20 protein-coding genes are annotated in these 24,512 nt (G+C 37.3%); 7 read left to right on the forward strand and 13 right to left on the reverse strand.

From position 1 onward, the window contains the following. Positions 1–27: 27 nt before the first annotated feature. Together IWC72_RS06255 and IWC72_RS06260 are read left to right on the forward strand one after the other, a co-directional pair. Positions 28–1,134, forward strand: a complete 1,107-nt coding sequence (locus IWC72_RS06255) for an acyltransferase family protein (protein WP_194529192.1) — start codon at positions 28–30, stop codon at positions 1,132–1,134. A 40-nt stretch (positions 1,135–1,174) separates the two neighbouring features. Continuing rightward, positions 1,175–1,969: a 3-keto-disaccharide hydrolase gene (locus tag IWC72_RS06260; RefSeq protein WP_194529193.1), complete on the forward strand. Its 795-nt coding sequence runs from the start codon at positions 1,175–1,177 to the stop codon at positions 1,967–1,969. Positions 1,970–1,976: 7 nt separating this feature from the next. On the opposite strand, the gene gloA2 is transcribed toward IWC72_RS06260, so the two are convergent. The 7 genes from gloA2 to IWC72_RS06295 form a co-directional block, all read right to left on the reverse strand. After that, complete coding sequence (gene gloA2 / locus IWC72_RS06265) at positions 1,977–2,363, reverse strand: SMU1112c/YaeR family gloxylase I-like metalloprotein (RefSeq protein ID WP_226967966.1); 387 nt, start codon at positions 2,361–2,363, stop codon at positions 1,977–1,979. 18 nt (positions 2,364–2,381) lie between these two features. After that, positions 2,382–4,013, reverse strand: a complete 1,632-nt coding sequence (locus tag IWC72_RS06270) for a S41 family peptidase (protein ID WP_194529194.1) — start codon at positions 4,011–4,013, stop codon at positions 2,382–2,384. Between the two features lie 51 nt (positions 4,014–4,064). After that, entirely contained in the window at positions 4,065–4,460 is a 396-nt protein-coding gene (rnpA, locus tag IWC72_RS06275; RefSeq protein WP_194529195.1) for a ribonuclease P protein component, read from the reverse strand. 85 nt (positions 4,461–4,545) lie between these two features. Continuing rightward, positions 4,546–6,408, reverse strand: coding sequence for a M1 family metallopeptidase (locus IWC72_RS06280; RefSeq protein ID WP_194529196.1), 1,863 nt, complete (start codon positions 6,406–6,408; stop codon positions 4,546–4,548). A 6-nt stretch (positions 6,409–6,414) separates the two neighbouring features. Next, positions 6,415–8,046: a S8 family peptidase gene (locus IWC72_RS06285; RefSeq protein ID WP_194529197.1), complete on the reverse strand. Its 1,632-nt coding sequence runs from the start codon at positions 8,044–8,046 to the stop codon at positions 6,415–6,417. A gap of 361 nt (positions 8,047–8,407) precedes the next feature. Continuing rightward, positions 8,408–9,271: an MBL fold metallo-hydrolase gene (locus IWC72_RS06290; RefSeq protein WP_194525359.1), complete on the reverse strand. Its 864-nt coding sequence runs from the start codon at positions 9,269–9,271 to the stop codon at positions 8,408–8,410. A gap of 87 nt (positions 9,272–9,358) precedes the next feature. Beyond that, positions 9,359–11,668 (reverse strand): type IA DNA topoisomerase, encoded by a 2,310-nt coding sequence (locus IWC72_RS06295; RefSeq protein ID WP_194529198.1) that lies wholly within the window; start codon positions 11,666–11,668, stop codon positions 9,359–9,361. 483 nt (positions 11,669–12,151) lie between these two features. Between IWC72_RS06295 and IWC72_RS06300 the strand changes: the two genes are divergently transcribed. Next, on the forward strand, positions 12,152–14,020 hold the full coding sequence (locus IWC72_RS06300) for a cation:proton antiporter (RefSeq protein WP_194529199.1): 1,869 nt from the start codon (positions 12,152–12,154) through the stop codon (positions 14,018–14,020). A gap of 80 nt (positions 14,021–14,100) precedes the next feature. Here IWC72_RS06300 and IWC72_RS06305 read toward each other — a convergent pair whose 3' ends face one another. After that, the gene (locus tag IWC72_RS06305; RefSeq protein ID WP_194525362.1) at positions 14,101–14,334 is read right to left on the reverse strand and encodes a GTP-binding protein LepA; all 234 of its coding nucleotides are present in this window, start codon (positions 14,332–14,334) and stop codon (positions 14,101–14,103) included. Positions 14,335–14,589: 255 nt separating this feature from the next. Between IWC72_RS06305 and IWC72_RS06310 the strand changes: the two genes are divergently transcribed. Beyond that, complete coding sequence (locus IWC72_RS06310) at positions 14,590–14,958, forward strand: hypothetical protein (RefSeq protein WP_194529200.1); 369 nt, start codon at positions 14,590–14,592, stop codon at positions 14,956–14,958. A gap of 59 nt (positions 14,959–15,017) precedes the next feature. On the opposite strand, the gene lepA is transcribed toward IWC72_RS06310, so the two are convergent. Both lepA and IWC72_RS06320 read right to left on the reverse strand, forming a co-directional pair. Next, positions 15,018–16,814, reverse strand: coding sequence for a translation elongation factor 4 (lepA, locus tag IWC72_RS06315; protein WP_194525364.1), 1,797 nt, complete (start codon positions 16,812–16,814; stop codon positions 15,018–15,020). Between the two features lie 101 nt (positions 16,815–16,915). Beyond that, positions 16,916–18,097: a helix-turn-helix domain-containing protein gene (locus tag IWC72_RS06320; protein WP_194525365.1), complete on the reverse strand. Its 1,182-nt coding sequence runs from the start codon at positions 18,095–18,097 to the stop codon at positions 16,916–16,918. A 93-nt stretch (positions 18,098–18,190) separates the two neighbouring features. Here IWC72_RS06320 and IWC72_RS06325 point away from each other — a divergent pair, with 93 nt between their 5' ends. Next, positions 18,191–18,583, forward strand: a complete 393-nt coding sequence (locus IWC72_RS06325; RefSeq protein ID WP_194525366.1) for a hypothetical protein — start codon at positions 18,191–18,193, stop codon at positions 18,581–18,583. A gap of 119 nt (positions 18,584–18,702) precedes the next feature. After that, positions 18,703–21,102: an outer membrane beta-barrel protein gene (locus IWC72_RS06330; protein WP_194529201.1), complete on the forward strand. Its 2,400-nt coding sequence runs from the start codon at positions 18,703–18,705 to the stop codon at positions 21,100–21,102. A gap of 18 nt (positions 21,103–21,120) precedes the next feature. Here IWC72_RS06330 and IWC72_RS06335 read toward each other — a convergent pair whose 3' ends face one another. From IWC72_RS06335 to IWC72_RS06345, 3 genes are read right to left on the reverse strand one after another with little or no spacing between them, the layout of a single operon-like run. Next, positions 21,121–21,306 carry a hypothetical protein gene (locus IWC72_RS06335; protein ID WP_194525368.1) on the reverse strand — a complete coding sequence of 62 codons (186 nt, stop codon included), beginning with the start codon at positions 21,304–21,306 and terminating at the stop codon, positions 21,121–21,123. After that, positions 21,303–22,697, reverse strand: coding sequence for a radical SAM protein (locus IWC72_RS06340; RefSeq protein ID WP_194529202.1), 1,395 nt, complete (start codon positions 22,695–22,697; stop codon positions 21,303–21,305). Before IWC72_RS06340 ends, IWC72_RS06335 begins: the two co-directional genes overlap by 4 nt. Beyond that, positions 22,669–23,436 (reverse strand): prolipoprotein diacylglyceryl transferase family protein, encoded by a 768-nt coding sequence (locus IWC72_RS06345; protein ID WP_226979506.1) that lies wholly within the window; start codon positions 23,434–23,436, stop codon positions 22,669–22,671. The genes IWC72_RS06340 and IWC72_RS06345 overlap by 29 nt, the downstream gene beginning before the upstream one ends. Before the next feature lie 67 nt (positions 23,437–23,503). Here IWC72_RS06345 and dusB point away from each other — a divergent pair, with 67 nt between their 5' ends. Further along, positions 23,504–24,499, forward strand: coding sequence for a tRNA dihydrouridine synthase DusB (dusB, locus tag IWC72_RS06350; protein WP_194529203.1), 996 nt, complete (start codon positions 23,504–23,506; stop codon positions 24,497–24,499). Positions 24,500–24,512 lie beyond the last annotated feature (13 nt).

Consider the following 24,512-nt stretch of genomic DNA (forward strand, 5'->3'; position numbering starts at 1 on the left):
AAAATCCTAACCTGACCCAACCAGCCTATGTCTCAATTAGCGGAAAATGTCTCAAAACGTCTTTTTTCTTTGGACGTTTTTCGTGGACTCACCATGTTTTTATTGATTGCCGAAGCGGCAGGATTTCACCATAATTTTTCGGAACTGACTGAAGGAACTATGTTTTCCGGTCTTGCACATCAATTACATCATCACCCGTGGAACGGACTCTGGTTTTGGGATTTGATTCAGCCTTTCTTTATGTTCATTGTTGGTGTAGCAATGCCTTTTTCTTTACGAAAGCGTTTAGCTTCGGGAGATAGAATAGGGGTCACCAAACATATTTTACGCAGATGCTTTTTATTGTTCGCGTTTGGTGTATTGTTGCATTGTGTTTATAGTCACGCACTAGTTTGGGAGCTTTGGAACGTACTGGTACAATTAGCTTTTACTATTCTCATAGCCTATGCAATTATGAATTTGCCGAATAAAATACAAATCGGTATATCATTAGGTTTGCTTGTGCTTACGGAGATATTGTATCGTGCATACAATCCGGAAGCACCTTATGCACAAGGTCACGAAAGTTTCGGTTCGTATATAGATATGTTGGTAATGGGGCAGGTAAATGATGGGTATTGGGTCTTTGTAAACTTTATTCCAACAGCGGCCCATACCATTTGGGGTGTTGTTTGTGGACGGATTTTACTATCTCATATATCGGTAAAAGAAAAACTTAAACCTTTTTTAATTTGGGGAACAGCATTGGTAGTTCTTGGTTTTTCGATGGATTTTGCAGGCATCACACCGATTGTAAAACGTATTGCAACAAGTTCTTTTACCTTGGCATCAGGTGGCTTGGCTATTTTGACATTAACACTTTTCTATTGGCTTATTGATATAAAAGGATATCAAAAGAATTGGCTTAAGATTTTCTCTGTAGTGGGCACTAACTCTATTTTTATCTATCTCTTTGCCGAGACAGTGGGCGTACAGTGGTTTAGGGGATTTGGACAAATCTGGACAGAAGGCTTGCTTGCACCCATTGGTATTTCCGAAAAAGTAATTATGGTCATCAATGCTTTCTTTGTACTGTACATCTTTTGGTACATAACTTACTTTTTGGACAAACATAAGGTGTATTTTAAAGTATAGAACTCATATCTCAAATATAATTTTACTCAATCAGAACACTATGAATCGCACGAAAATTGCTCTTTTTATCTTTTCTATGGCCCTAATGGCCTGTAATTCTACCAAGCCAACCGTTGCTGAAGCTGGTTGGGAAGACATGTTTAACGGTAAGAGCCTGGATGGATGGACCACAAAAATTCATCATTATGAAACAGGTGATAATTTTGGTGATACGTTCCGTGCTGAAGATGGTATGATCAAGGTACGTTATGATAAATATGAAGGCGATTTTAACGACAGATTTGGACATTTATATTTTGACAAGCCGTACTCTAGTTTTCATTTGTCCATGGAATATAGATTTGTGGGAGACCTTCATCCGGGTGCGCCCATTTTTACAGAGATGAACAGTGGTGTCATGTACCATTCTCAAGACCCAAGAACGATGTTGAAAGAACAGAACTGGCCCATTTCCGTAGAAATGCAGTTTCTTGGCGGAATAAAAGAAGGCGAAGCTAGGCCTACAGGTAATATGTGCTCCCCAGGAACTGAAATTGAATATGAGGGCAAGATTTACCTAAGCCATTGTTTACGATCTTCTTCCAAAACCTATTATGGCGACCAATGGGTAAAAGCCGAATTGATTGTTAGAGGAGATTCTTTGGTAACGCAAATTATTAATGGGCAAGTAGTTTTGGAATACACCAAACCCCAAGTAGGTGGAGGTACCGTTGTTGGTTATGATCCCAAACAAAAAGAAGATGGCAAACTGTTGAAAGAAGGTATGATCGCTTTGCAGAGCGAAGGGCAGCCTATCGACTTTAGAAATGTTAAAATCAAAAATTTAGAACCTTAAGAAACCTCTATTTTTCGTAGAGTTCAAGAGGAAGGTCATCTGGGTCCGCAAAGAAAGTAAATTTGCGGCCTGTGAATTCATCGGTTCTGATGGGTTCAACATCTACTCCTTTTTTAATAAGTCTTTCTCTTTCTTCTGAAACATTATCCACTTCAAAGGCTAAATGGCGCAGACCTTGAGCTTCTGGCCGTGAAGGACGTTGCGGTGGATTAGGAAACGAAAAAAGCTCTAAGATATACTCTCCATTAAGAGCAAGATCTAATTTATATGATTCTCGTTCTTTTCTGAATACTTCATTTAATATTTTCAAGCCCAGAATTTCAACATAAAAGTGCTTGGACTTTTGATAGTCTGAGCAAATAATGGCAATATGATGAATTTTATTGAAGGCCATAATTAAAGTGAAAAACTCTTATTTCAAGATGCCCCAATATTTGTCTTCATTACCCAAAAGTTCGGTAGCCGCTAAGATGGCATCATCGTTTTTTAGGTAATAATCATAAAGGCCTTCACGATAGAAATAACGTTTTACGATTTCATCTTCTAGTTTGCTTTTTATTTCTCTTTGATAATCGTCTAAAGCAACAATTTTACTCTTTTCGATATCTAATAACAAGGCTCTAAAGTCGTTTTCAATAGCATCGTTAAAAATGACCTCTTCTTTGTTGGTCATTGCAGCTTTCAATGTTTTTTCGGTTTTAGTCTCGTATGAGAAATCACTTTTAGATACAAAGGATTTAAACTCTTTATAATCGGCATCAGTGAATTTAAAACTGGACACATCCTTTATTTGATGCTTGTAGAAATAGTTTGTAGCGTAATCAAAAATAACATTGTTGTTCATAAGAGCCGTGGTCAATTGGTTCGCTTTCGCGGATGCCACTTCAATATCTGGTAAAACGCCACCACCATCTTGTACCTTACGGCCATTACGAGTGGTAAAGTCCTTAAAATTATTCTTTTTAACAGCGTTACCGTCTTCATCCCGGTTCCAGTAGTCCAATGACTGTATACAACGTCCAGAAGGCGTGTAATAGCGACTTATAGTAACTTTTAATTGTGTGCCATAAGTAAGCTTCAAAGGCCGCTGTACAAGCCCCTTTCCGAAGCTACGTGCGCCCATGACCACTGCACGATCTAAATCCTGCAAACCCCCGGAAACAATTTCGCTAGCGGAAGCACTACTACCATTTACTAAGACTACCAGTGGGATGTCCATATCTACAGGCTTGTTTCTAGTCTTATACTCGGTATTGAATTTTTTTACTTTCGATTTTGTGGTTACGATCAGTTCGCCTTTTTCTACAAAAAGATTGGTAACATTAATTGCCTCTGAAAGTAAACCCCCGGGATTATCTCTTAAATCTAATACGATTTTTTCTGCTCCTTCTCCTTTTAGGTCCACTAGAGCTTCTTTGGTCTGTGCAGATGCTTTGGCGTTAAACCGAGATAGTACAATGTATCCCGTCTTTTCATCTATCATTTTATAGAACGGAACGGCGTCAACCTCTACAGCGGCACGGGTAATTGTGGCTACTTTAGTTTCGCCTTGTCTGTTATAGGTAACTTCAACTGCAGTATTATTGGCTCCTTTTAAAAGTTCACTAGCGTTATCGTCAAAATCCGAAACCTTTATGGCGCCAATTTTAATAATTTCATCACCAGCTTTAAGTCCAGCTTTATCTGCAGGATAATCTTTGTAGGGCTCAACAATCAACAACCTGTCCTTAAAAGAGCGTACCAAAGCCCCAATTCCAGAATATTCACCGGCATTATTAATGCGATAGGTTTCTACGTCTTGTTCGTTTAGGAATTTAGTGTAGGGGTCAAGATCATCTAGCATGTTCTTTATGGCGGTATCCATAAGTTCTGCCGGGTTGGTCTCATCTACATAATTCATGTTCAATTCCTTGAACAGGGTAGTGAAAATTTCAATTTGCTTGGCAATTTCGAAGAAATCACTTTTTACAAAACTACTGCCAGCCACTAAAACGACTATTGCAAAGGCAGGAATCAGTATTTTTTTGCCGAGCATTTTTTTCATCTTCTTGTATAATTTTTGAGGGTTTTTGGTCATAGACCGTCCCTTTAATTTCTAATTCTGTATGCCTGTATCTGGAGTATTTTTGTTTAAAAAACGCTTCAGTACCTCTTTCATCGTTTTTTCAACTTTGCCTTGAGATGGCATATCTCTACCAAGGTATAAAAATAGAAACGCAAAAGAGCCTTCACTATTGTTAAAAACAAGGTGTTTGTTACCTCTATAACTTTCTCGCATTAAGCGCTTAATACGATTTCGTTTTACCGCACTTTTAAAATTCTTTTTGGGAGCGGTAACTCCAGCCTTTAAGCGTGTGTCTTCTGTAAATTGAACAGGAAGATAAATTAGTTTGATTGGAAATACAGAAACTGACTTCCCCTCGGCAAATAATTGCTCGATAAGCTTTTTACTTTTCAGCTTTTCTTTTTTCGGGAAAGTGAAGTCGGACATAAACGTTATTTAAAAAATTGCCCCCGTTTAACGGGGGCAATTACAAATCTAATCATTGAAGAAAAAATAAACACTTTTTGGTTGTTTATTCCTCTGTATTCTGCCAAACATTATCTTCTTGATTGATGTCTGCCATCAATTGGGAAGGGTCTATAACTACTGCTTTAATGGAGTCAACAGGTTTATTAATGGTAAAGTTGTAGTTAGATTGTGCCCATGGCCAATCTCCTAATACCGTTCGGTTTATTTGTGGGTACGGGTTTTCCTTTTCGCCTCTCATCATTCGTAGAGGAGCGTAAAAGGTCTCTTTTGTACCGTCTTCATAAATTACTAAAATATCTAAGGGCATTGGCATTGCACCGGTACGTACCATGGAAACTTCGGTTTTGCCAGCATTGTCCTTAACATCGGTAATACCGTAATCTATAGTGTTTGTAGTTTGTGTCCAATCGGTCAAATACCAATCCAACTCCATGCCGGAAACCTTCTCAGCGGTACGCTTAATATCATTTGGAATAGGATGTTTGAACTTGAAGTCTTCGTAATATTTACGAATAGTCTCCATTAACTTGTCCTGCCCAATGATATAACCCAACTGCGATAGGAATATAGAACCTTTGCTATAAGCGGCAATACCGTACGCAAAATTAAGATCGTAACGGTCTGCATGGGTAGTTTGCGGTTGTTCTTTACCTGAGTTTACCAAATTAAAATATCCCTTGTACGTGCCTTCAAGTGGATTCTCTTTGTTCTCTTGCATCACCTCGTTCATGGCTAATGTAGAAATAAACGTTGTGAAACCTTCATCCATCCATTCGTGCTTAGATTCGTTAGTCGCTAAGATATGCTGAAACCAAGAATGGGCAAGCTCGTGAGCTGTTACCCCTGCCAGACTTTCAAATTTGCGCTCTCCGGTGATTAAAGTAGCCATGGCATATTCCATACCACCATCACCACCTTGAATTACGGAATACTGCTTGTATGGATATTCACCAATATTCTTACTAAAGAACTTCATAAACTCAGCTGTTTTAGGCTGAAGTTTTTTCCAATTTTCTATGATTTCTTTGTTATCCTTGTACAAGAAGTGAAGCATAGGGCCGTTTTCTACTTGTAACGTATCATGCAAATATTCAGGATCTGCAGCCCACATAAAGTCATGTACCATAGGTGCTTTAAAGTGCCAAGTAAGTGTTTTTCCTTTCTGCTTTTTCACTTTGGTACCTGATGCTTCATAACCATGACCAATCTCTTGTGGGTTTTGCAAGTAACCAGAACCACCAACAACATATTTCTTATCGATAGTCAATTTTACATCAAAATCTCCCCATACACCTTGAAATTCACGGGCAATGTATGGATCGGCATGCCAACCTTCAAAGTCGTATTCCGCTAGTTTAGGATACCACTGGCTCATAGATAGCGCAATACCTTCGGCACTGTTTCTTCCTGAGCGACGCACTTGTACCGGCACTTGGCCTTTAAATTCCATTTCAAAAGTTGTTTTTCCTCCAGAAGGAATAGGCTTTGCCAATTCCACAACTAAAATCGTCCCTTCTTCAACAAAATTCACTTTAGCACCATCCTGTGTAAGCGAGGAAGCATGTAAATAACCGATTTCATTTTCTTTGAGTCCTGCGATACGACTGTTTTTCTGCTCGTCCGTCATCCTTCCGTCTGGATCCGGAATACTCTGTAGACGCATATCCATTTCACTGCCCGGTTGAAAAGCATTGAAAAATAAGTGATAGTATACGCGAGTAAGCTCATCTGGAGAATTGTTGGTGTATACTAGCTTCTGAGTACCGGTGTACTGAAAACTCTCCACATCCATATCTACCTCCATTGTATAATCTACGTGCTGTTGCCAATACGAGGTGTTTTGAGCAACTGCCACTTGCCCCATTAGGACAATAGCAACAGCGATTGATTTAAAAAAATACTTCATGGTATATTATAGTTTTATTTTTCCTCTAGATACATTGTCCGCCATTATCAAGGCGTTGTAGGCATTTACGATTTTTCCTGAAGTTGAAACTTCATCCAACGTAGCGGTATTGGCTGTATTTCCACCTAGAATGACATTAGCCCTTGGCGCAAGGCCGGATTCCATAATGATATGCTTTACCTGCGAAGCTTTTAATTTAGGGTAATATGAACGAATTAAAGCAGCAACACCGGCAACTGCAGGAGCAGCCATGGAAGTTCCTCCTTGATATTCATATTCGTTACCGGGCATAGACGAGTATATTTCATCGCCAGGGGCAAAAACATCCACATTAATAGCTCCGTAGTTAGAGAATGTAGCTACCATTTCAGAACCGTATTTAGAAGCCAAAGCACCTACCGTAAGAACATTGTCCGCAATTTCAGGACCGTTATCTACTTGGTCATTAGGAAAATTAGGATTGGCAGGACTATCTAAGTCAGCACCTTCATTACCAGCGGCATGCACAAAAAGCACATCGTTTTCTTCAGCATATTTAATGGCATCATAGACCCATTGGGCCTTAGGAGAAAATGCCTTTCCGAAACTACCATTAATAATTTTTGCTCCGTTATCTACTGCATAGCGAATACCCAAAGCAATGTCTTTGTCATATTCATCACCATTTGGAACAGCACGAATACTCATGATTTCAACATTATTGGCAACGCCATTTGCCCCTTTGCCATTGTTTCTTTCCGCACCAATGATTCCTGCAACGTGTGTACCGTGGCTTTCGTCTTCCTCTCTATTCTGTGGGTTTCCATTACCGTAACCAAGATTATTAATATCATAGGGGTCATCGCCAACGTCTTTTCTACCATTAAAATCTACATTGTAGTTGTAGTTCAATTGATCGGTGAAATATTTAATACCTCCTTCAACTTGTTCTAATACCTCGGCAATAGAATCTTCATACGTTAACATTTGCGTTAAAATGCCTACGTTTTGTTGCATGGCCTCGTCCTTTGACTCAATACCGGCAAGGTCTTTTGTGGTATAGGTGTCTTTCCCCAATTCCTTTTTAACAGCTTCATCGGCATTCTTTACGGTTTGAAAGATTTGCTCGTATTGTGCTTTTTGTTGTGTTGCCTTGGCGTATTCCGTATCAACTTTTGTTTTGGCTTTAGCCTGAATAGCCGCATCGCCCAACTTTAATCTAACGATACGGGTTGCTTCTAGTTGTTCATTATAAGATTCGCCTAAAAAGTTATATCCGTGAATATCGTCAACATAACCATTCTTGTCATTATCTACGCCGTCTCCGGCCTTTTCACCTTTATTGGTCCAAAGTACATTCTTTAAATCTTCATGTTTAAGATCCATACCTGAATCTAGTACGGCAACGATAACGGTTTCTCCTTTTTTATTTTTTATGATCTCAGCATAGGCCTTATCTACGCTCATTCCTGGAATGGTATCCGTAACAAGATCTAGATGACCCCAGTTTTGCTTTTCGGCATCTGAGAGGTCGGATATTTTTAATGGAGTAGTATCAATACTTTCGATTGGTGTAGATACCAATGCCGTAGAACCACAGCCCATAAGAATAAGGCCAGCGGATAAACCTATTAAAGGTCTTGAAAAAAATGAAGTCATATAGTTAAATAGAATTTAGTGTTTGATTTTAGACTATAAATTATGGTGAGCAAAAGGTTCAAATATGATTAAATTTTGCACTGAACCAACTCAATAGTTTAACATAAATGCCTGCAAAGGTAAGATTTGGCACAATTTTTTAACCGAATCGTAATGTTTTTATGATTTTTTTATCGGAATAAGTAAGCCCTTACATAGTCTACAGCTCAAAGTCATCTTTTGTTTTAAGCTTTAAAGCATCATATAAACCTTGAATGTAAACCTTTTGATTAATGAGGATTATACCGAATCGTTTTTGTGTCAATACCCGCTTAAAATAGTGATACACACCTATTTTCGTATACGATAATATGTTCTAATTTTATGAATTAAAAAGTTGGTCAAAAGTAAAAAGGTCATTCAGTCTGGCCCCTTTTTCGGTTTCTTTTAGCGTGCATATCTCATTATGCGCATCATGCTCAAAAAACAGGTAATATTCTTCTGAAATAGCTTTGTTTAGAAATAATTCTTTCTCCGCCAATGTCAGAAGAGGACGCGTATCATAACCCATTACATAGGGCAAAGGAATATGCCCAACTGTGGGTAATAAATCTGCCATAAATACAAGTTGCTTTCCTTTATACGAAATATGAGGGAGCATTTGTTTGTCCGTATGCCCATCAACAAAATGAATTCCAAAACCTAATTCCGAATCAATTTGGAAGCAATCTGATGTTCGTTCAATAAACTTCAATTGTCCGCTTTCTTGCATCGGCAGTAAATTTTCCTTTAAAAAGGAGGCCTTCTCTCTAGCGTTGGGCTCCGTAGCCCATTTCCAATGGTCTTTATTTGTCCAAAACGTAGCGTTCTTAAATGCGGGTTCGTAACCTGTTCGATCTTTATTCCATTGAATGCATCCACCACAGTGGTCAAAATGTAGGTGTGTTAGAAATACATCGGTAATATCATCACGTGTAAAACCTATTTTCTTTAATGAACCATCAATAGAATGATTGCCCCACATATTGTAATAACCAAAGAACTTGTCTGATTGTTTGTTGCCCATGCCGGTATCAATCAAAATTAACCGATTACCGTCTTCAATAAGCAAACTGCGTGCGGCTATATCTATTTGGTTATTGGCGTCTGCGGGATTGGTACGTTGCCAAATAGCTTTTGGCACTACGCCAAACATAGCACCGCCATCCAGCTTAAAATTTCCTGTCTCTAAGGGGTATAGTTGCATAGTATAAAATTAATGAATGGATTAGGATTATGGGAAAATAGCCTGTTATAATTATGCAAAAGACCACATTGAATCAGAAAAGTACATTCAGTTTGCTTGAAGTATTTTATAAACCAAATCTTTGGTAAGTGTTTGCCCTTGGGCTTTTTCACGAACGGCATCATAACTATACCTAAAATCGCAGCCTGTTTTATACTGGCTGCAGCCATAGGCTGTTTTCCCTTTTACAATAGTACCTTTGTGGCATTTTGGGCAGCTATTATATTCCAAAGATTTAGAAGACGACTCCATATTATTGGAGACAAAGTTCTTTTTAGGCTCCAATTTTAACTTAAAACTATCATCTAATCTAACAAGACCTTCAAGCGTGACATTATCAACCTTAAAGCCTTTTAAATTTACTGTTGATCCTTTTTGAAGTAATCTAACATACTGTTTTTCTGAGATGGTTTTACCTTCGAACTTAAAAGGAATAACAAAATCACAGCCTTTTTTAAACTCGGAACAACCATAAGCTGTTTTCCCTTTAAGCAGTGTACCGTTCTTACATTTAGGGCATTTTTCCGTTGTTATTCCTGAAGACTTTTTTACTGCTTTTTTCTTTGTCGCAACAGGTTTATTGTGAATTGCTGATATATTGGCTTTTCTTGTTTCACTTCTAACTTCATATACCAAACGATCCACCATTAGTTTCATTTGCTTAATAAAACTTCCGGCGCTAAACGTTCCTTTTTCGATGTCTTTTAGCTGCTTTTCCCACTTACCGGTAAGCTCGGCCGATTTTAATAATTCATTTTGAATGGTACCTATTAGCTGAATACCGGTAACCGTTGGTATGACTTGTTTTTTATTTCGCTTTATATATTTCCTTCGAAATAAGGTTTCAATAATATTGGCTCGTGTAGAAGGGCGACCAATACCGTTTTCTTTCATAATCTCGCGAAGCTCGTCATCATCAACCTGTTTTCCTGCAGTTTCCATAGCGCGTAGGAGAGAGGCTTCTGTATATTGCTTTGGTGGCTTGGTCTGTTTTTCTAAAAAAGAGGGCTCGTGGGGTCCTTTTTCCCCTTTTTCAAAAGTGGGGAGAATGCCTGATTCTTTAGACGGAGAATCAGTAGTTTCAAAAACAATACGCCAACCCTTTTCTAAAATTTCTTTTCCCGTGGTTTTAAAATTTACTTTTTCAGCTTTACCAATAACCGTTGTATTAGAGACTTTACAATCAGGGTAAAACACGGCAATAAATCGGCGTACAATTATATTGTAAACTTGTTGCTGGTTGTATTGCAAATTCATTTGCTGACCAGTTGGTATAATTGCGTGGTGATCTGTGACTTTACTATCATCAAAAACCTTTTTGGTTTTCTTTAGTTTTTTACCATGTAGAGGTGCTGTTAATGCTGCATAGTTGGTTAAATTTTTAAGTATGCCCGGTACTTTTGGATAAACATCGTTTGGTAAAAAGGTAGTATCAACTCTAGGGTAGGTAACCACCTTTTGTTCGTACAACTTCTGAACGATCTTCAACGTTTCGTCTGCGCTAAAACCAAACTTAGTATTACAATACACTTGTAAACCTGTTAAGTCAAATAGCTTTGGTGCGTATTCATTACCTGCTTTCTTTGTAATTGAAACAATTTCAAAATCGTGTTCTTTTACAATTTTCGCCAGTTTCTCTCCATCTTCAACTTTAAGAAAACGCCCTTCTTCGTAACTAAATAGGGTATCGCGATAGCGTGTTTGTAGCTCCCAATACGGTTGCGGTTTAAAATTCTCTATCTCATTAAATCGGTTTACTAACATAGCCAATGTTGGTGTTTGAACGCGACCAACAGACAGCATTTGTTTGTAACCACCATGTTTTACAGTATATAAACGGGTAGCATTCATGCCTAAAAGCCAATCTCCAATGGCACGAGAAAAACCTGCATAATATAAATTATCGTAATCTTCAGAAGGTTTTAGATTTTTAAAACCTTCTTTTATGGCTTCTGTGGTAAGCGAAGAAATCCAAAGCCTTTCAACCTTGCCCTTGTAATTTGCTTGGTTTATAACCCAACGCTGTATTAATTCTCCTTCTTGCCCAGCATCCCCACAATTTATAACAACATCTGCTTTATCAAATAACTGTTTTATAATGTTGAACTGCTTTCTAATACCAGAATCTTTGGACACTTTGGTTTCAAAACGTTCCGGTAGCATGGGTAAATTATTTAAATCCCAACTTTTCCAATGTGGTTTGTAGTCGTTAGGTTCTTTAAGTGTGCAAAGGTGTCCAAAAGTATAGGTTACCGCATAGCCATTGCCTTCATAATACCCATCTCGTTTGGTAGTTGCACCAAGTACGGAAGCAATTTCTCTTGCTACAGATGGTTTTTCGGCAATACAGACTTTCATTGAATTTGTTGATATTTAATATTGCAAAGTTAGTTATAAACTGATAAGAACATTACTATTCACCAATTCACAAAGTTGATTGTCGAACAGCATACTTTACGAGTTAATTTTCTAGTTATGGAACGCACATAAAATTGAAGCATGTTTTATGCCGAATGGTATTAAGAACTAATAAATCAATTTTGATGAAGCACGGGTATCTGTAATTTCGCGACATGAACTCCCTCTTTTTCATTGAAGTTCTTCCTCTAAGTTTTGGTGCTCCGTTTGCTCAAGAATCTTATTGTTCGATTCACTTATAGTTACCTTCAAAGAAACGGAGAAAATAAGCCAAATAAAACAGTTTTAAGCGGCTGTAGTTCTGACGCCATGAATAAATAACGGATTTCCCATATAGGCTATCAATAAAAAAGAAATATCTTGACTTGTTCAATTGTATTTTTTCAGATAAAATAGTTATTTTTCAATCTTAACGAAAAAGCTATGGTAGAACTTGCAGGAATTGTCATTTTAGGAATATTAGCGCAATGGTTTGCATGGCGTTTAAAGTTACCTGCAATTCTTCCGTTAATTCTTATAGGCCTGTTAGTGGGGCCAATAGCCTCGCTATATATGGAAGATGGGCAAAAACTTATTCAGCCTATTTGGAATGGTGAAAAAGGTCTTTTCCCTGGAGAATCACTTTATTATTTTGTTTCGCTAGCCATAAGTATTATTCTTTTTGAAGGCGGACTTACGTTAAAACGCTCAGAAATTAGAAATATAGGGCCGGTAATAACGAAACTGATTACGTTAGGGTCTTTGGTCACTTTTTTATGCGCTGGTATTGCTACGCATTACATTTTTGAGTTGAGCTGGCAGATTTCTTTCCTGTTTGCCGCTTTAATTATTGTGACCGGGCCTACAGTTATAACACCTATCTTAAGAAATATTCCTTTAAAGAAAGATGTTTCTGCCGTATTGAAATGGGAAGGAATATTAATTGACCCCATTGGAGCTTTGGCTGCCGTATTGGTTTTTGAATTTATAAGTGTTGGAGAGGGAAAAGCCTATACAATAACAGCTTTAATAGAGTTCGGTAAGATTCTACTTTTCGGATTTACTTTTGGTTTTACTTTTGCCCATGCATTGACATTTGTGATTAAGAAAAACTTTATTCCACATTATTTGTTGAATGTAGTCTCACTTTCAACCGTGCTTTTAGTGTTTGTAATGTCAGATTCATTTGCGCACGAATCTGGTCTTTTAGCAGTGGTTGTAATGGGTATGGTAATGGGTAATACTGACCTTCCGAATATAAAAGAATTGCTTTACTTTAAAGAATCACTCAGTATTATATTGATTTCTATCTTGTTTATTTTATTGGCAGCGAATATCAATATTTCTGACCTTGAATTGATTCTAAATTGGAAAACCGCAGGGCTGTTCGCAATTATTGTTTTTATAATAAGGCCTTTGGGGGTATTTCTCAGTTCAATAAATTCTAATCTGAAATTCAACGAAAAACTGTTTATTGGTTGGGTAGGGCCAAGAGGTATTGTTGCTGCAGGTATTGCTTCGTTATTTGGTTCAAAATTATTGGCTAAAGGCGAGGCTGGAGCAGAGTTTATTACACCTTTAGTATTTATGATTGTTTTGGGTACAGTATTGCTAAATGCTACCACGGCCCGTATGTTTGCCAAAGCTATTGGGGTGTTCTTGACTAAATCAGAGGGTATACTTATCATTGGCGCTTCAAAAGCATCTCGTCTTATTGCCGACTACCTTAATAAAAACAACCGCCACGTAGTCTTGATTGATAATAACCAAACCAACATTATCAAGGCTAAGAAACTAGGGCTAGAGGCTTTTACTGCCAATATTTATGCAGATTCACTAACGGACAATATAGAACTTAACGATGTGGGGTATCTTATGGCTTTGACAGGTAACTCGGATATTAATAAATATGCAGTCAATAATTTTGGAAAAGAATTTGGGGCAAATGGATCATTTCGGTTGGTAAATGCAGATGAGATGAACAATCCAGAAAATAACCCTAAAGAGGGGTTGTTCTCACACACTGACGACTTCATTAAATTAACAGAGACCGCACGTAAGTATCCTGCAGTACATGAGATAGAGTTAAAGGATAAAGAGCACTATGAGGCATTAATAGAAATTACAAAGGCCGATGAGAATGTTGTTCCTATTTTTTTAAAGACACCCAAAGGGGATCTACAGATTATATCAAGCTTTAGTACAGACTTTGAGGATATTACAGATAAATACCGATTAGTTTATTTAGGAAAAATCTTTGATGTTGATGAAACCAAAGATGAAGTTGAAATAGAGCAACAGGACGCGGAATAACTCAATATAGAATAAGCTCCTTTGTATTGAACATTGCCGAATTTCTGAGTCTGGGTCTTGAGATGTATTTATCGTAATTTCTAACCTGAAAACGGCATTGTTTTAAAAACGTTGATGTTGATGTCATCTTGTTTTACCTCCACCTGATCGTCTGTTGCAAGGCCGTAAAAGTGTATGGATGACTCTCTTTTAATTTTATCTTCTAGAAGTTTTATATCTACCTCGCCACTCTCTTGCCGCCATATAAATATGGAATTTTGCTCCGTTGGAATTACATTATGCTTTGCGGTAAAATGGGCTATATACGTGGTCATTTTCAGTGAAATAGTTTTACATCTTTAAAACAGATACTGCGGTTAAAAATTGCCCAAACATTCAATTTTTTGTAAGAAAAAAACAACCTTCCTGTAAGAACGTTGAAATTAATTGATTTAAAGCAGTTTGCGCATCTTATCACTATCTATAGGAAATAGCATAAAAGACTTTGGAGCTATAGGAGACAGCAATATTCCGATTGAAGAGTCGTTTTATTTCTACTTAAACTGTAATATTCTTAAACCAAATCTATTATGAAAAAACTATTTCTATTTTTTGCCTTGGCTAGTACAGTAGCTTTTACCAGTTGTTCAAAGGATCAGGACGATACGGATGCAATTCTTGGTACCTGGGTTTCTGAATTCAGTAGTACACCTACTGGAGGCGCTACTACATCTTATACTGATGAATGGGTTTTTAAGAATGATAGAACAGGTCATTATAAAGAAATGATGAACGATGAGGTAGATTATGAAACTGCCTTTAGATGGACTAAAACCGAAGACTCATATACTGTTGATTATGTTGATGAGGAAGTAGGTATAGATACGTTTACTATAGGAGAGGAATTGGGTCACACCACTTTAGAAGAAGGAGGAGAAGTAGTTGCTCTTAAAGAATAGGAGTAAAAGTAGCGAAAAGAAAAAGTCCCTTACATCATTGATGTAAGGGACTTTTTTCTTTAGTCGTTCAATTTAAGAACTGCCATAAAAGCTTCTTGCGGCACTTCTACATTACCTACTTGGCGCATTCGTTTTTTACCTTTCTTTTGTTTCTCCAAAAGTTTACGTTTACGTGAAATATCACCTCCATAACATTTAGCTGTTACATCTTTACGTAATGCTTTGGTAGTTTCTCTAGATATTATTTTTGCACCAATAGCAGCTTGAATTGGAATATCAAATTGTTGTCTTGGTATAAGTTCTTTTAATTTTTCACACATCTTCTTACCAATAGTCACCGCATTATCAGCATGAATTAGGGCAGAAAGGGCATCTACAGGTTGAGCATTTAATAAAATATCAACACGAACTAGTTTAGAGGTTCGCATACCAATTGGAGCATAATCAAAAGAAGCATACCCTTTTGAGACCGTTTTTAATCGATCATAAAAATCGAAAACAATTTCAGCTAAAGGCATGTCAAAATTCAGCTCTACACGCTCTGTAGTTAAATAAGTCTGATTTGTAATTTGTCCTCTTTTTTCAATACATAAGGACATTACATTACCTACAAAATCTGCTTTTGTAATGATGGTAGCTTTTATATAAGGCTCTTCTACACGATCTATGGTTGAAGGATCCGGAAGGTCTGTAGGATTGTTTACAATTAACGGCTTGTCTGGGTCTTTACGCGTAAATGCATGGTAGCTTACATTGGGTACCGTAGTAATTACGGTCATATTAAATTCTCGCTCTAAACGTTCTTGAATGATTTCCATATGAAGCATTCCCAAGAAACCACATCTAAATCCAAAACCAAGGGCAGCACTGCTTTCAGGAGCAAATACCAATGACGCGTCATTAAGTTGTAGTTTTTCCATTGAAGAACGTAATTCTTCAAATTCATCCGTATCTACAGGGTAGATACCTGCAAAAACCATGGGTTTTACATCTTCAAAACCTCCAATTGGATTTTTAGTAGGATTTACAGCATCGGTGATAGTATCACCAACTTTAACTTCACGCGCATCTTTTATCCCCGTGATCAGATAACCTACATCTCCCGTTTTAATAGATTGCTTGGGGTGTTGTGTCAACTTTAAAGTTCCTACTTCATCTGCAAAATAGTCTTTGTCCGTTGCTACAAATTTTATCTTTTGTCCTTTTTTAATTTCTCCGTTAATAACCCTAAAATAGGTCTCAACACCACGAAAAGGGTTGTAAACCGAGTCAAATACCAATGCCTGTAAAGCTTCATCCGGTGTGCCTGTTGGTGCAGGTACATGTTCAATTATAGCAGCAAGAATTTCTTCAATACCTATACCCGTTTTTGCACTGGCAGGTATTACGTCTTCGGCCTTGCAGCCCAAGAGGTCTACAATATCATCGGTAACTTCTTCTGGGTTTGCGCTCGGTAAGTCTACCTTGTTCAAAACAGGAATAATTTCTAAATCATTCTCTAAAGCAAGGTAAAGGTTAGATATAGTTTGTGCCTGAATACTCTGGGCAGCATCTACGACTAATAACGCACCTTCACATGCAGCAATGGATCTAGATACTTCGTATGAGAAGTCTACGTGGCCTGGTGTGTCAATTAAGTTTAAAACATATTGTTCCCCTTTATAGGTATAGTCCATTTGTATGGCATGGCTCTTTATGGTAATACCACGTTCACGCTCCAAGTCCATACTATCTAATAACTGTTCTTTCTTTTCACGGTCTGTTACAGATCCTGTAAAGTCTAATAAACGGTCTGCCAAGGTACTTTTACCGTGGTCAATATGGGCGATGATACAAAAGTTTCTAATGTTCTTCATTGATGGTGAGCTCATTTCGGCAAGCAAATCCTTTTACATTAAGTTGGCAAAGATACGTTATTTTAATCCTCTTTCATTAAAGACCATAGGTGCAAAGTATTTTATGGCTCTATTGTATGGTTGTCCGAATCTAAATTATTTGAATCATATTGGCCAGGTGTGCAACCGTAGGCTTTTTTAAAGGCCCTGTAGAAAGCATTTTTTGAGTTGAAGCCACAGGTGAGTGAGAGTGCTTCTACCGAGTACGTGTCCAAGTAATTGTCTTTAATTTTTTCTGCGGCGTAGCCAATACGCATTTGATTAATATAATCATTAAAATTATTATAGTCAGATTCGCTTATGGTATGGGTAATCTTTCTGGAGGCTATGTTGGTGGCTCTGGAAAGCGTGTCTATTTTTAAGTTAGGGTCTAAAAAGAGTTTTGTTTTATTAAGATGAGTCTCCAGTTCTGAAAAAACGGAGCCAATATCAGGTTTGGGTGAATTGACTGTGGCATCGTAGTTTTTAAAAGATATATAAGGTAGACCTATCAATAGGTTTGGGCTCCAAAGTAGATAACAGGACACAAAGAGAAAGCTGCCGGATACGAAAAGACCTAAAACAATGTGAATGAAATGAGCAAAAGGAATAATGTTCATGGCCATAAGCGCATTCGCAATGTACAGAATAATTAATGACACGCTATGAACGGTCTGTATTATGGTCAAGTCAAAAACCCACTTTTTTACTAAAGCAAATTGTTTAGAGGAAATATGTGTTTTATGCTTGAAAAAAGTGATAATCAAATGCCACTGTAATATTAAATACAGAATAGACGAAAGTGCCCTACAACTAATGTTTACCCATTCAGGGAGCAACCCGTCCTGACCGATATAGGTTTTAGAAAAATCCTTTGTTATCTCATATACCATTTGAGATTTTTCATCAAGAGGCATGATATAAAACGGAAAATAATTTACCATAAAGAATACAAACGGAAGCAGATGAATGGCATCTACTTTTTTAAATGAATTTTCTCCGTTCAGAACAGCCCTAACATAAAGGTAGGACAGTGGAAATATTAAAAATGTTATAGGTGCTGGTACTTTGTATAAATAGGGAAAGTAGTTAATAATACCATATATAATAAAGAGATAGAAACTATTGCAAACGGCAATCAAAAACAGTAGCGTAGCTAAAAGGTGCCCAGAAAATGAATTATCCTTATTTAGCCGAAAGCGAATAAGAAATGCTGTAAAAAGACAGAATAGCACTCCGATAAACTGAAGAATGTCCGTTAGCATACAAAGAGGTTAAGATGAAGTAATGGGATTGTTACAATTTCGGAAATCGTAACAGCTGTGATAGCATAGGCTATTAAATTTAGGGTTATTTTGATGAGTAAACAAGCATTTTTTATGTTAAATCCGGACTATAACACTGATAAGTTTCTTTATAAAATGAAGAAATGGGGAGAACTTAACCAGGACATTTGTTTACTTATGTACACAGACCACAGAAAGGGGACTAAATATAAATGTCCTTATAGCTTTTCAATTTTCATAGTTGTAGAAGAATATATGGAGTTTACCCAAAAATTAGATTGGTTAGAGTTTTTTGGAAAAACCATAAGTTATAACTTAACCCATACGGGAGAAAACAGTATTATAGAGGTAGATTACGAGGGTCAATTAAGGGTTAAATACACTGTAGTAGAATCTAGTTTAAAAGAATCTTCTGAATCATGTGGAGAACTTAAAGTTCTGATAAACAAGGAAAAAGATAGTTAAAACCCTAAGCAGTTTCGTACTAATTTAAAAACTAAAGAGCTATGCAAGCATAATAATACAACCATATGTGTAGGATTTTACTTAAAATATGTTAGATTTGAGATAGAATCTAATGTTTAGTGAAAAACTTTATTTGCCCCTTATTTTTTCTACTATCCTTTAACTGCCTACTTTATTCCCAAGACTTTGTCATTTCGGGTACAGTAAAGAGTCAGGAAGATAATGCTGTTTCTTTTGCAAACGTTTTACTATTGAGTGCAACAGATTCTTCTGTAATCAATGGAACCTCTACTGACGAAAGCGGAACTTTTAAGATGAAAGGCATTACTGCAGGAAACTATTTAATCAAGGCTAGTTTTATTGGTAACGAGAGTGCTATAAAAGCGGTTCAATTGAATGCTGATATGGAAATAGAACCATTAATTCTGGACGATGCGGACCAAGAGTTAGATGAGGTGATTGTTACTTCCCTTAAACCTAGGTTAGAACGAAAAATAGACCGATTGGTTTTTAACATCGAAAACACAGCCTATGCAGATGGTGATGTTTGGGATGTACTTAAAATAACACCAAGTGTAATGGTTATTGGTGAAAACCTGAGTGTTAAGGGTAGTACATCAGTAGGTATCTTAATTAATGGGAGAAAAGTAAATATTCCTCATGATGATATTGTAAACCTACTATCTGGTACTTCTGCTGGTAATGTGCAAAGTATTGAGGTAATAACCAATCCTCCTGCTAAGTATAGTGCAGAGGAAAGTGCACTCATCAATATTGTGATGAAGAAGAATATAATTGCAGGTTATAACGGTGCAATCTATAATAAATACATTCAAGGGGTGCTTCCCAAACACACCATAGGTACGGACCATTTTTTTAAGGGAAAGAAAACCCAACTATCACTTAATTATAGTTTTAAGCAAGATAGAGATGTTAGTTATTATACGGATATCACAAATTTTACTGAAGACAATACCATTTCTACGTGGTCTGCAGAGCAAGAATATCTCAATAATAGTAAGCAACATAACCTTTCCGTTTTTTTCGATTATGATATAAATGAAAAAAGCAGGTTGAGCTTTACTACCATAACCTTATGGCAACCTAGTAGAAATCGTGTTTACGATACAGATACTGATGTAGTAGGCGATGATGAATTTTCTCGTTTTCACACATTAAACAATTCCGAAATACAGAAACTGAACACTTCTTATTATATAGATTATATATATGATTTAAATGAAAAGGGAGCCCAACTTTCGTTTAATGGTCATTATACCTATTATGACCATACAAGAGACCAAATACTAGAGTCTATCTTTTATGATACGAACGGAACGCTCTCTGGAAATAATGATTTTACAACGGATTCTGAGCAAGAAATCAACCTGTATAGTTTTCAAGGCGATTACGAATCACCGGTTGGAGATTCTGGTAGAGTTGGAGCAGGTTTACGCTATGCGGGAATATCTTCTAAGAGCAGTATAACGCAACAAGGTTTTGATAGGGACCAACCAGGAATTGACCCGTCTGAAGTGGGGAATTTTGATTATGACGAATCTATTTACGCAGCCTATATTTCCTATTCGGGTAAGTGGGAGCATTGGAAAATGAAATCTGGTTTGCGAGCAGAGTATGCCAAAACGGAAGGGGAGCTGGATACCGATGTTTTGTCTGTGGAACGTCATAATCTTCAGTTTTTCCCATCTTTTTCCATTCAGTATATACCAAATGAAAATCACAGTTTTGATTTATATTATTTTAGAAAAATTAGTAGGCCACGTTATAATAATGTAAATCCATTTCAAACCTTTCAAAGTACGTTTTCTACTATTGAAGGAGATCCTGAATTATTGCCTGCCACGAGATACTATATTGCTGGCGGATATACTTTTGATAAAAGCTATACGGTAGAGCTGTTTTATAAAAAAGCGAAAAACGGATTGTCTGAGCTTATTTTTCAAAATAACGACAATAATCTGCTGCAATTTATTTCATCTAACGTGGCACAAGAAACGTCTTATGGAATAGACTTTTCAGTAAATAAGAGTTTCTCTAACTTTTATAATTGCTATCTGCTTACTAGTTTTTATAGTGAAACTTTCAATTTCATTAATATAAGTACCAATAGTATGGTAGAGTTGGACCAACTAGGCTGGTTTATACGAAACAGTAATAGTTTTAGCTTTTTGGATGATAAATCTTTAACGGTAGACCTTAATCTTGTTTACACAACGGCCATGTTGTCTGGCAATACAAAATTTGATGCTTTTGGGGCATTGAACTTAATGGCTAGGAAAACCTTATATGACAAAAGATTAAGTATTTCTTTAGGAGTTGAGGATATTTTCAATCAGGGTAATCAGTTTAATACCAGACATTATCAAGATCAAAATGGCACTTCGTTAAAAAGAGGAGAGAACCGTTTGCTAGTCATGGGGCTACGCTACAAATTTGGTAACTCCAAAATGCGGGATAATAAGAAATCCAAAAGGGTAGACGAGCGCAACCGAATTTAGAAAGTATGTAACGGTACTCTACTTTGTATCTAGCGTAAAATTACTGAGCATAATACCACAAGTTCCAAAACTGATGAGGAGATAAACACCTGTAAGAATAAAGAAAATCTTGGCCATTTTACTGTTTTTCTTAATCAATCCTACTATGGCCAGAATGAAAAAAATAATAGGTGGGCCAATCATTAAAAATACAAGTCCGATCATACCATTTCGTTTTGTAGTTGTTCTAAGTACGTCACCTTATCATCTCTATAAAACAAGTTCATTGTTTCAAAAGGGATGATTTTATAATCTTTATTTACAATATGCACACATGACTTTTTAATGGCGCGCACATCAAAATTATGAGCGTCTATAAATTGCATGATGATAATGCGAAATAGATTGTCATACCCTAATTCTGGTGCATCAATTTCGGGCAAACAGCACATGATGCTTTTCAGGTTTTCCGATGCCTTTTCAACTGAGTTTCCAGTGCTGAATAGTTCTATCATCTTACCATGCAATGCCTCGTCTTGTTCATAGATAATAGTGTTTTTTCCTTCGTTCAATAAATCGTCTGGATTAATGTATCGCGTAAGCGGACTCACCTCATCTCCTAATTTTAGGGCATATGCCATTACCAATGCATCTGGGTTGCAGGGCACCGGAATGAGATCGTCACTTTCAAAAATAGGTGATTGCTCCAAAATTTTTCTCCGGACTTCTGTTAGGGTTATTCTATTGTCATCAACTTCAAAATTTTCTAAACGACCGGCAACTTGAGTAGGTTGAAAGGTTACCCCTCGAACACATTTTTGTTTTACGGCAAAGTCTATGGTTTCTCCCATTTCGTGGTCGTTCAATCCTTTTTGCAAGGTGACCACAAGTGTTGTGGAAAGGTTAAGTTTATTAAGGTGTTCTAATGCTTTTAAGCGGGTTTCGGCTAAATCCGCTCCTCTTAGTGTTTGTAGCACCGTATTATCCAAAGAGTCGAACTGTAGATATATTTCAAAATCGGGAGCGTACGTTGCTAATCTTTGGGCAAAAGCAAAATCTTTGGCAATTTTAATACCGTTGGTGTTGACCATTAAATGCCTAATGGGCAATGTTTTGGCATAATCCATTATTTCAAAAAACTGCGGATGTATCGTAGGTTCGCCACCACTTAACTGTACAACATCGGGTTCGCCTTCGTTCTTAACGATTACATCTAGCATTTTTTTGATTTCCTCTACAGAACGATGTCTGCCGTAGGTGGGTGAAGAGGAGGCGTAACACGTAGGGCACGTAAGATTGCACCGATCGGTTAGCTCAACAACGGTTAGGCAGGAATGTTGCTCATGATCTGGGCAAAGGCCACAATCATAAGGGCAACCATAATGGGTTTTGGTATTAAAAGTCTTTGGGTATTCAGAAGCCTTGTTGTAGTTTCTGATATTCTTGTAATATTCTATATCATCTGCAATAAGCACCTTGCTTTTGCCATGCTCTTTACAGTTTTTGAGCATATATACCTTATCATTCTCAAAAACGATTTTAGCATCTACACGTCGTAAACATTCCGGGCAAAGACTAAGTGTAAAATCATAATAGGTGTAGTTTTTTGACGGCATAGGCAGTGGCTTGGCGAATGGTTTTTTGGTAGTATAATAGACAAATTAAGCATAATATTTGGATGCTGCTCAGCCCCACAACAAAAAAGGTGTTCGGTTTTAGAAACTCTATAAAGAAGCGAAATAGGAAGTATGAGATCATGAAAAATTTGAAAAGCATTCCGCTCTCTAAAGACTTTGAATTTCTTTGAATCTTTGTTAAAAGAATGAACAACAGTAATAGAAAAAACACTTCATACAGTGCCACAGGGTGTCTGTTTAGACCATCGCCTAAATTCATTCCCATAAAAAATGAGGTCTTTTTACCATAAGTAAATTCGTTTGTTCCCGCTAAAAAGCACCCTACTCTCCCTATGATGATTCCAAGAATTATAGGAAAAGTAAAAAGGTCTCCTGCAGACTGTTTTTCGCCAATTATCATCTTTGCTAACTCCACACCCAACAAGCCTCCAAAAAGTCCGCCCATTATAGTTTTATTGTTCATTAAGGCCATCCACCCTTCTTGTGAATGAATTACTGGGTTCTCTAAAAAGGCTACAGCTCTAGAGAGCAGTAAAGCACCAAAAATTGCACCAATGATTATAGAAAGCCGATTGGCGGAAGTAATGGAATCGGCACTTTGCTTTCGTAGAAAGACATAATACCTAAAAGCGATAAAAAATGCCAAATACTCTAGAATTAGGTGCATGTTCCATTTTATACCGAAAAGTATAGGCTCAAAAGGCAGGGTTATATTCATAGCTTTCAGTAAAGATAGTTATGTTCCACATTTTAACGGCTTGCAGATTAGTTGTAAATTTGCGGCCATGCCAAAAATAGGAGACATACAATTACCTGACTTTCCGTTGCTTCTTGCACCTATGGAAGATGTAAGCGACCCACCTTTTCGTGCGTTATGCAAAGAACAGGGTGCAGATGTGGTGTATACGGAGTTTATTTCTTCGGAAGGATTGATTCGTGATGCTGCCAAAAGCGTAATGAAGTTGGATATTTACGAAAAGGAGAGGCCTGTGGGCATTCAGATTTTCGGTGCTAATCTGGACTCAATGCTGCAATCGGTAGAAATTGTAGAGAAGTCCAAACCGGATATTATCGATATTAATTTTGGCTGTCCCGTTAAAAAAGTGGTCAGTAAAGGTGCCGGTGCCGGAATATTAAAAGATATTGATTTAATGGTTTCGCTCACCAAAGCAATGGTGGAACATACCAAGTTACCGATTACCGTAAAAACCCGTTTGGGGTGGGACAGTGATTCCATAAAAATAGTTGAGGTTGCCGAACGTTTGCAAGATGTAGGCTGTAAAGCGATTGCCATTCACGGTAGAACCCGGGTACAGATGTATAAAGGCGAAGCCGATTGGAAACCTATTGCCCAAGTAAAGAACAACCAGCGCATGCACATTCCTGTTTTCGGAAATGGCGATGTAGACACACCTGAAGCCGCTGTAAAAATGCGCGATGAATACGGCTTGGACGGTGCTATGATCGGTCGTGCCAGTATTGGATATCCGTGGTTTTTCAATGAGGTAAAGCACTTTTTTGAAACCGGAACACACAAAGCACCGCCAACCATGCCAGAACGTGTTGAGGCCGCAAGACGTCATTTGCAAATGTCTATTGATTGGAAAGGAGAAAAACTAGGTGTTTTTGAAACCCGTAGGCACTATACCAATTACTTTAAAGGCATACCTAATTTTAAGGAACACCGTATGAAAATGGTGACCAGTGATGATTCGGTAGATGTATTTGCTGCTTTTGATGAGGTGCTTCAGAAGTTTGGCGATTATCAATTTACTCGATAATCGAGATTAAATG

The organism is Zobellia roscoffensis (assembly GCF_015330165.1).
GTDB classification, from domain to species: Bacteria; Bacteroidota; Bacteroidia; order Flavobacteriales; family Flavobacteriaceae; genus Zobellia; species Zobellia roscoffensis.

Excerpts from the sequence above, each read along its gene's own strand:
- IWC72_RS06285 (WP_194529197.1), bottom strand. The coding sequence starts at position 8,046 with ATGACTTCATTTTTTTCAAGACCTTTAATAGGTTTATCCGCTGGCCTT.
- rnpA (WP_194529195.1), bottom strand. The coding sequence starts at position 4,460 with ATGTCCGACTTCACTTTCCCGAAAAAAGAAAAGCTGAAAAGTAAAAAG.
- IWC72_RS06255 (WP_194529192.1), top strand. The coding sequence starts at position 28 with ATGTCTCAATTAGCGGAAAATGTCTCAAAACGTCTTTTTTCTTTGGAC.
- IWC72_RS06270 (WP_194529194.1), bottom strand. The coding sequence starts at position 4,013 with ATGAAAAAAATGCTCGGCAAAAAAATACTGATTCCTGCCTTTGCAATA.
- IWC72_RS06280 (WP_194529196.1), bottom strand. The coding sequence starts at position 6,408 with ATGAAGTATTTTTTTAAATCAATCGCTGTTGCTATTGTCCTAATGGGG.
- IWC72_RS06300 (WP_194529199.1), top strand. The coding sequence starts at position 12,152 with ATGGTAGAACTTGCAGGAATTGTCATTTTAGGAATATTAGCGCAATGG.
- IWC72_RS06345 (WP_226979506.1), bottom strand. The coding sequence starts at position 23,436 with ATGAATATAACCCTGCCTTTTGAGCCTATACTTTTCGGTATAAAATGG.
- IWC72_RS06295 (WP_194529198.1), bottom strand. The coding sequence starts at position 11,668 with ATGAAAGTCTGTATTGCCGAAAAACCATCTGTAGCAAGAGAAATTGCT.
- IWC72_RS06260 (WP_194529193.1), top strand. The coding sequence starts at position 1,175 with ATGAATCGCACGAAAATTGCTCTTTTTATCTTTTCTATGGCCCTAATG.
- IWC72_RS06310 (WP_194529200.1), top strand. The coding sequence starts at position 14,590 with ATGAAAAAACTATTTCTATTTTTTGCCTTGGCTAGTACAGTAGCTTTT.
- IWC72_RS06305 (WP_194525362.1), bottom strand. The coding sequence starts at position 14,334 with ATGACCACGTATATAGCCCATTTTACCGCAAAGCATAATGTAATTCCA.
- lepA (WP_194525364.1), bottom strand. The coding sequence starts at position 16,814 with ATGAAGAACATTAGAAACTTTTGTATCATCGCCCATATTGACCACGGT.
- IWC72_RS06320 (WP_194525365.1), bottom strand. The coding sequence starts at position 18,097 with ATGCTAACGGACATTCTTCAGTTTATCGGAGTGCTATTCTGTCTTTTT.
- IWC72_RS06340 (WP_194529202.1), bottom strand. The coding sequence starts at position 22,697 with ATGCCGTCAAAAAACTACACCTATTATGATTTTACACTTAGTCTTTGC.
- dusB (WP_194529203.1), top strand. The coding sequence starts at position 23,504 with ATGCCAAAAATAGGAGACATACAATTACCTGACTTTCCGTTGCTTCTT.
- IWC72_RS06335 (WP_194525368.1), bottom strand. The coding sequence starts at position 21,306 with ATGATCGGACTTGTATTTTTAATGATTGGCCCACCTATTATTTTTTTC.
- IWC72_RS06290 (WP_194525359.1), bottom strand. The coding sequence starts at position 9,271 with ATGCAACTATACCCCTTAGAGACAGGAAATTTTAAGCTGGATGGCGGT.
- gloA2 (WP_226967966.1), bottom strand. The coding sequence starts at position 2,363 with ATGGCCTTCAATAAAATTCATCATATTGCCATTATTTGCTCAGACTAT.
- IWC72_RS06325 (WP_194525366.1), top strand. The coding sequence starts at position 18,191 with ATGAGTAAACAAGCATTTTTTATGTTAAATCCGGACTATAACACTGAT.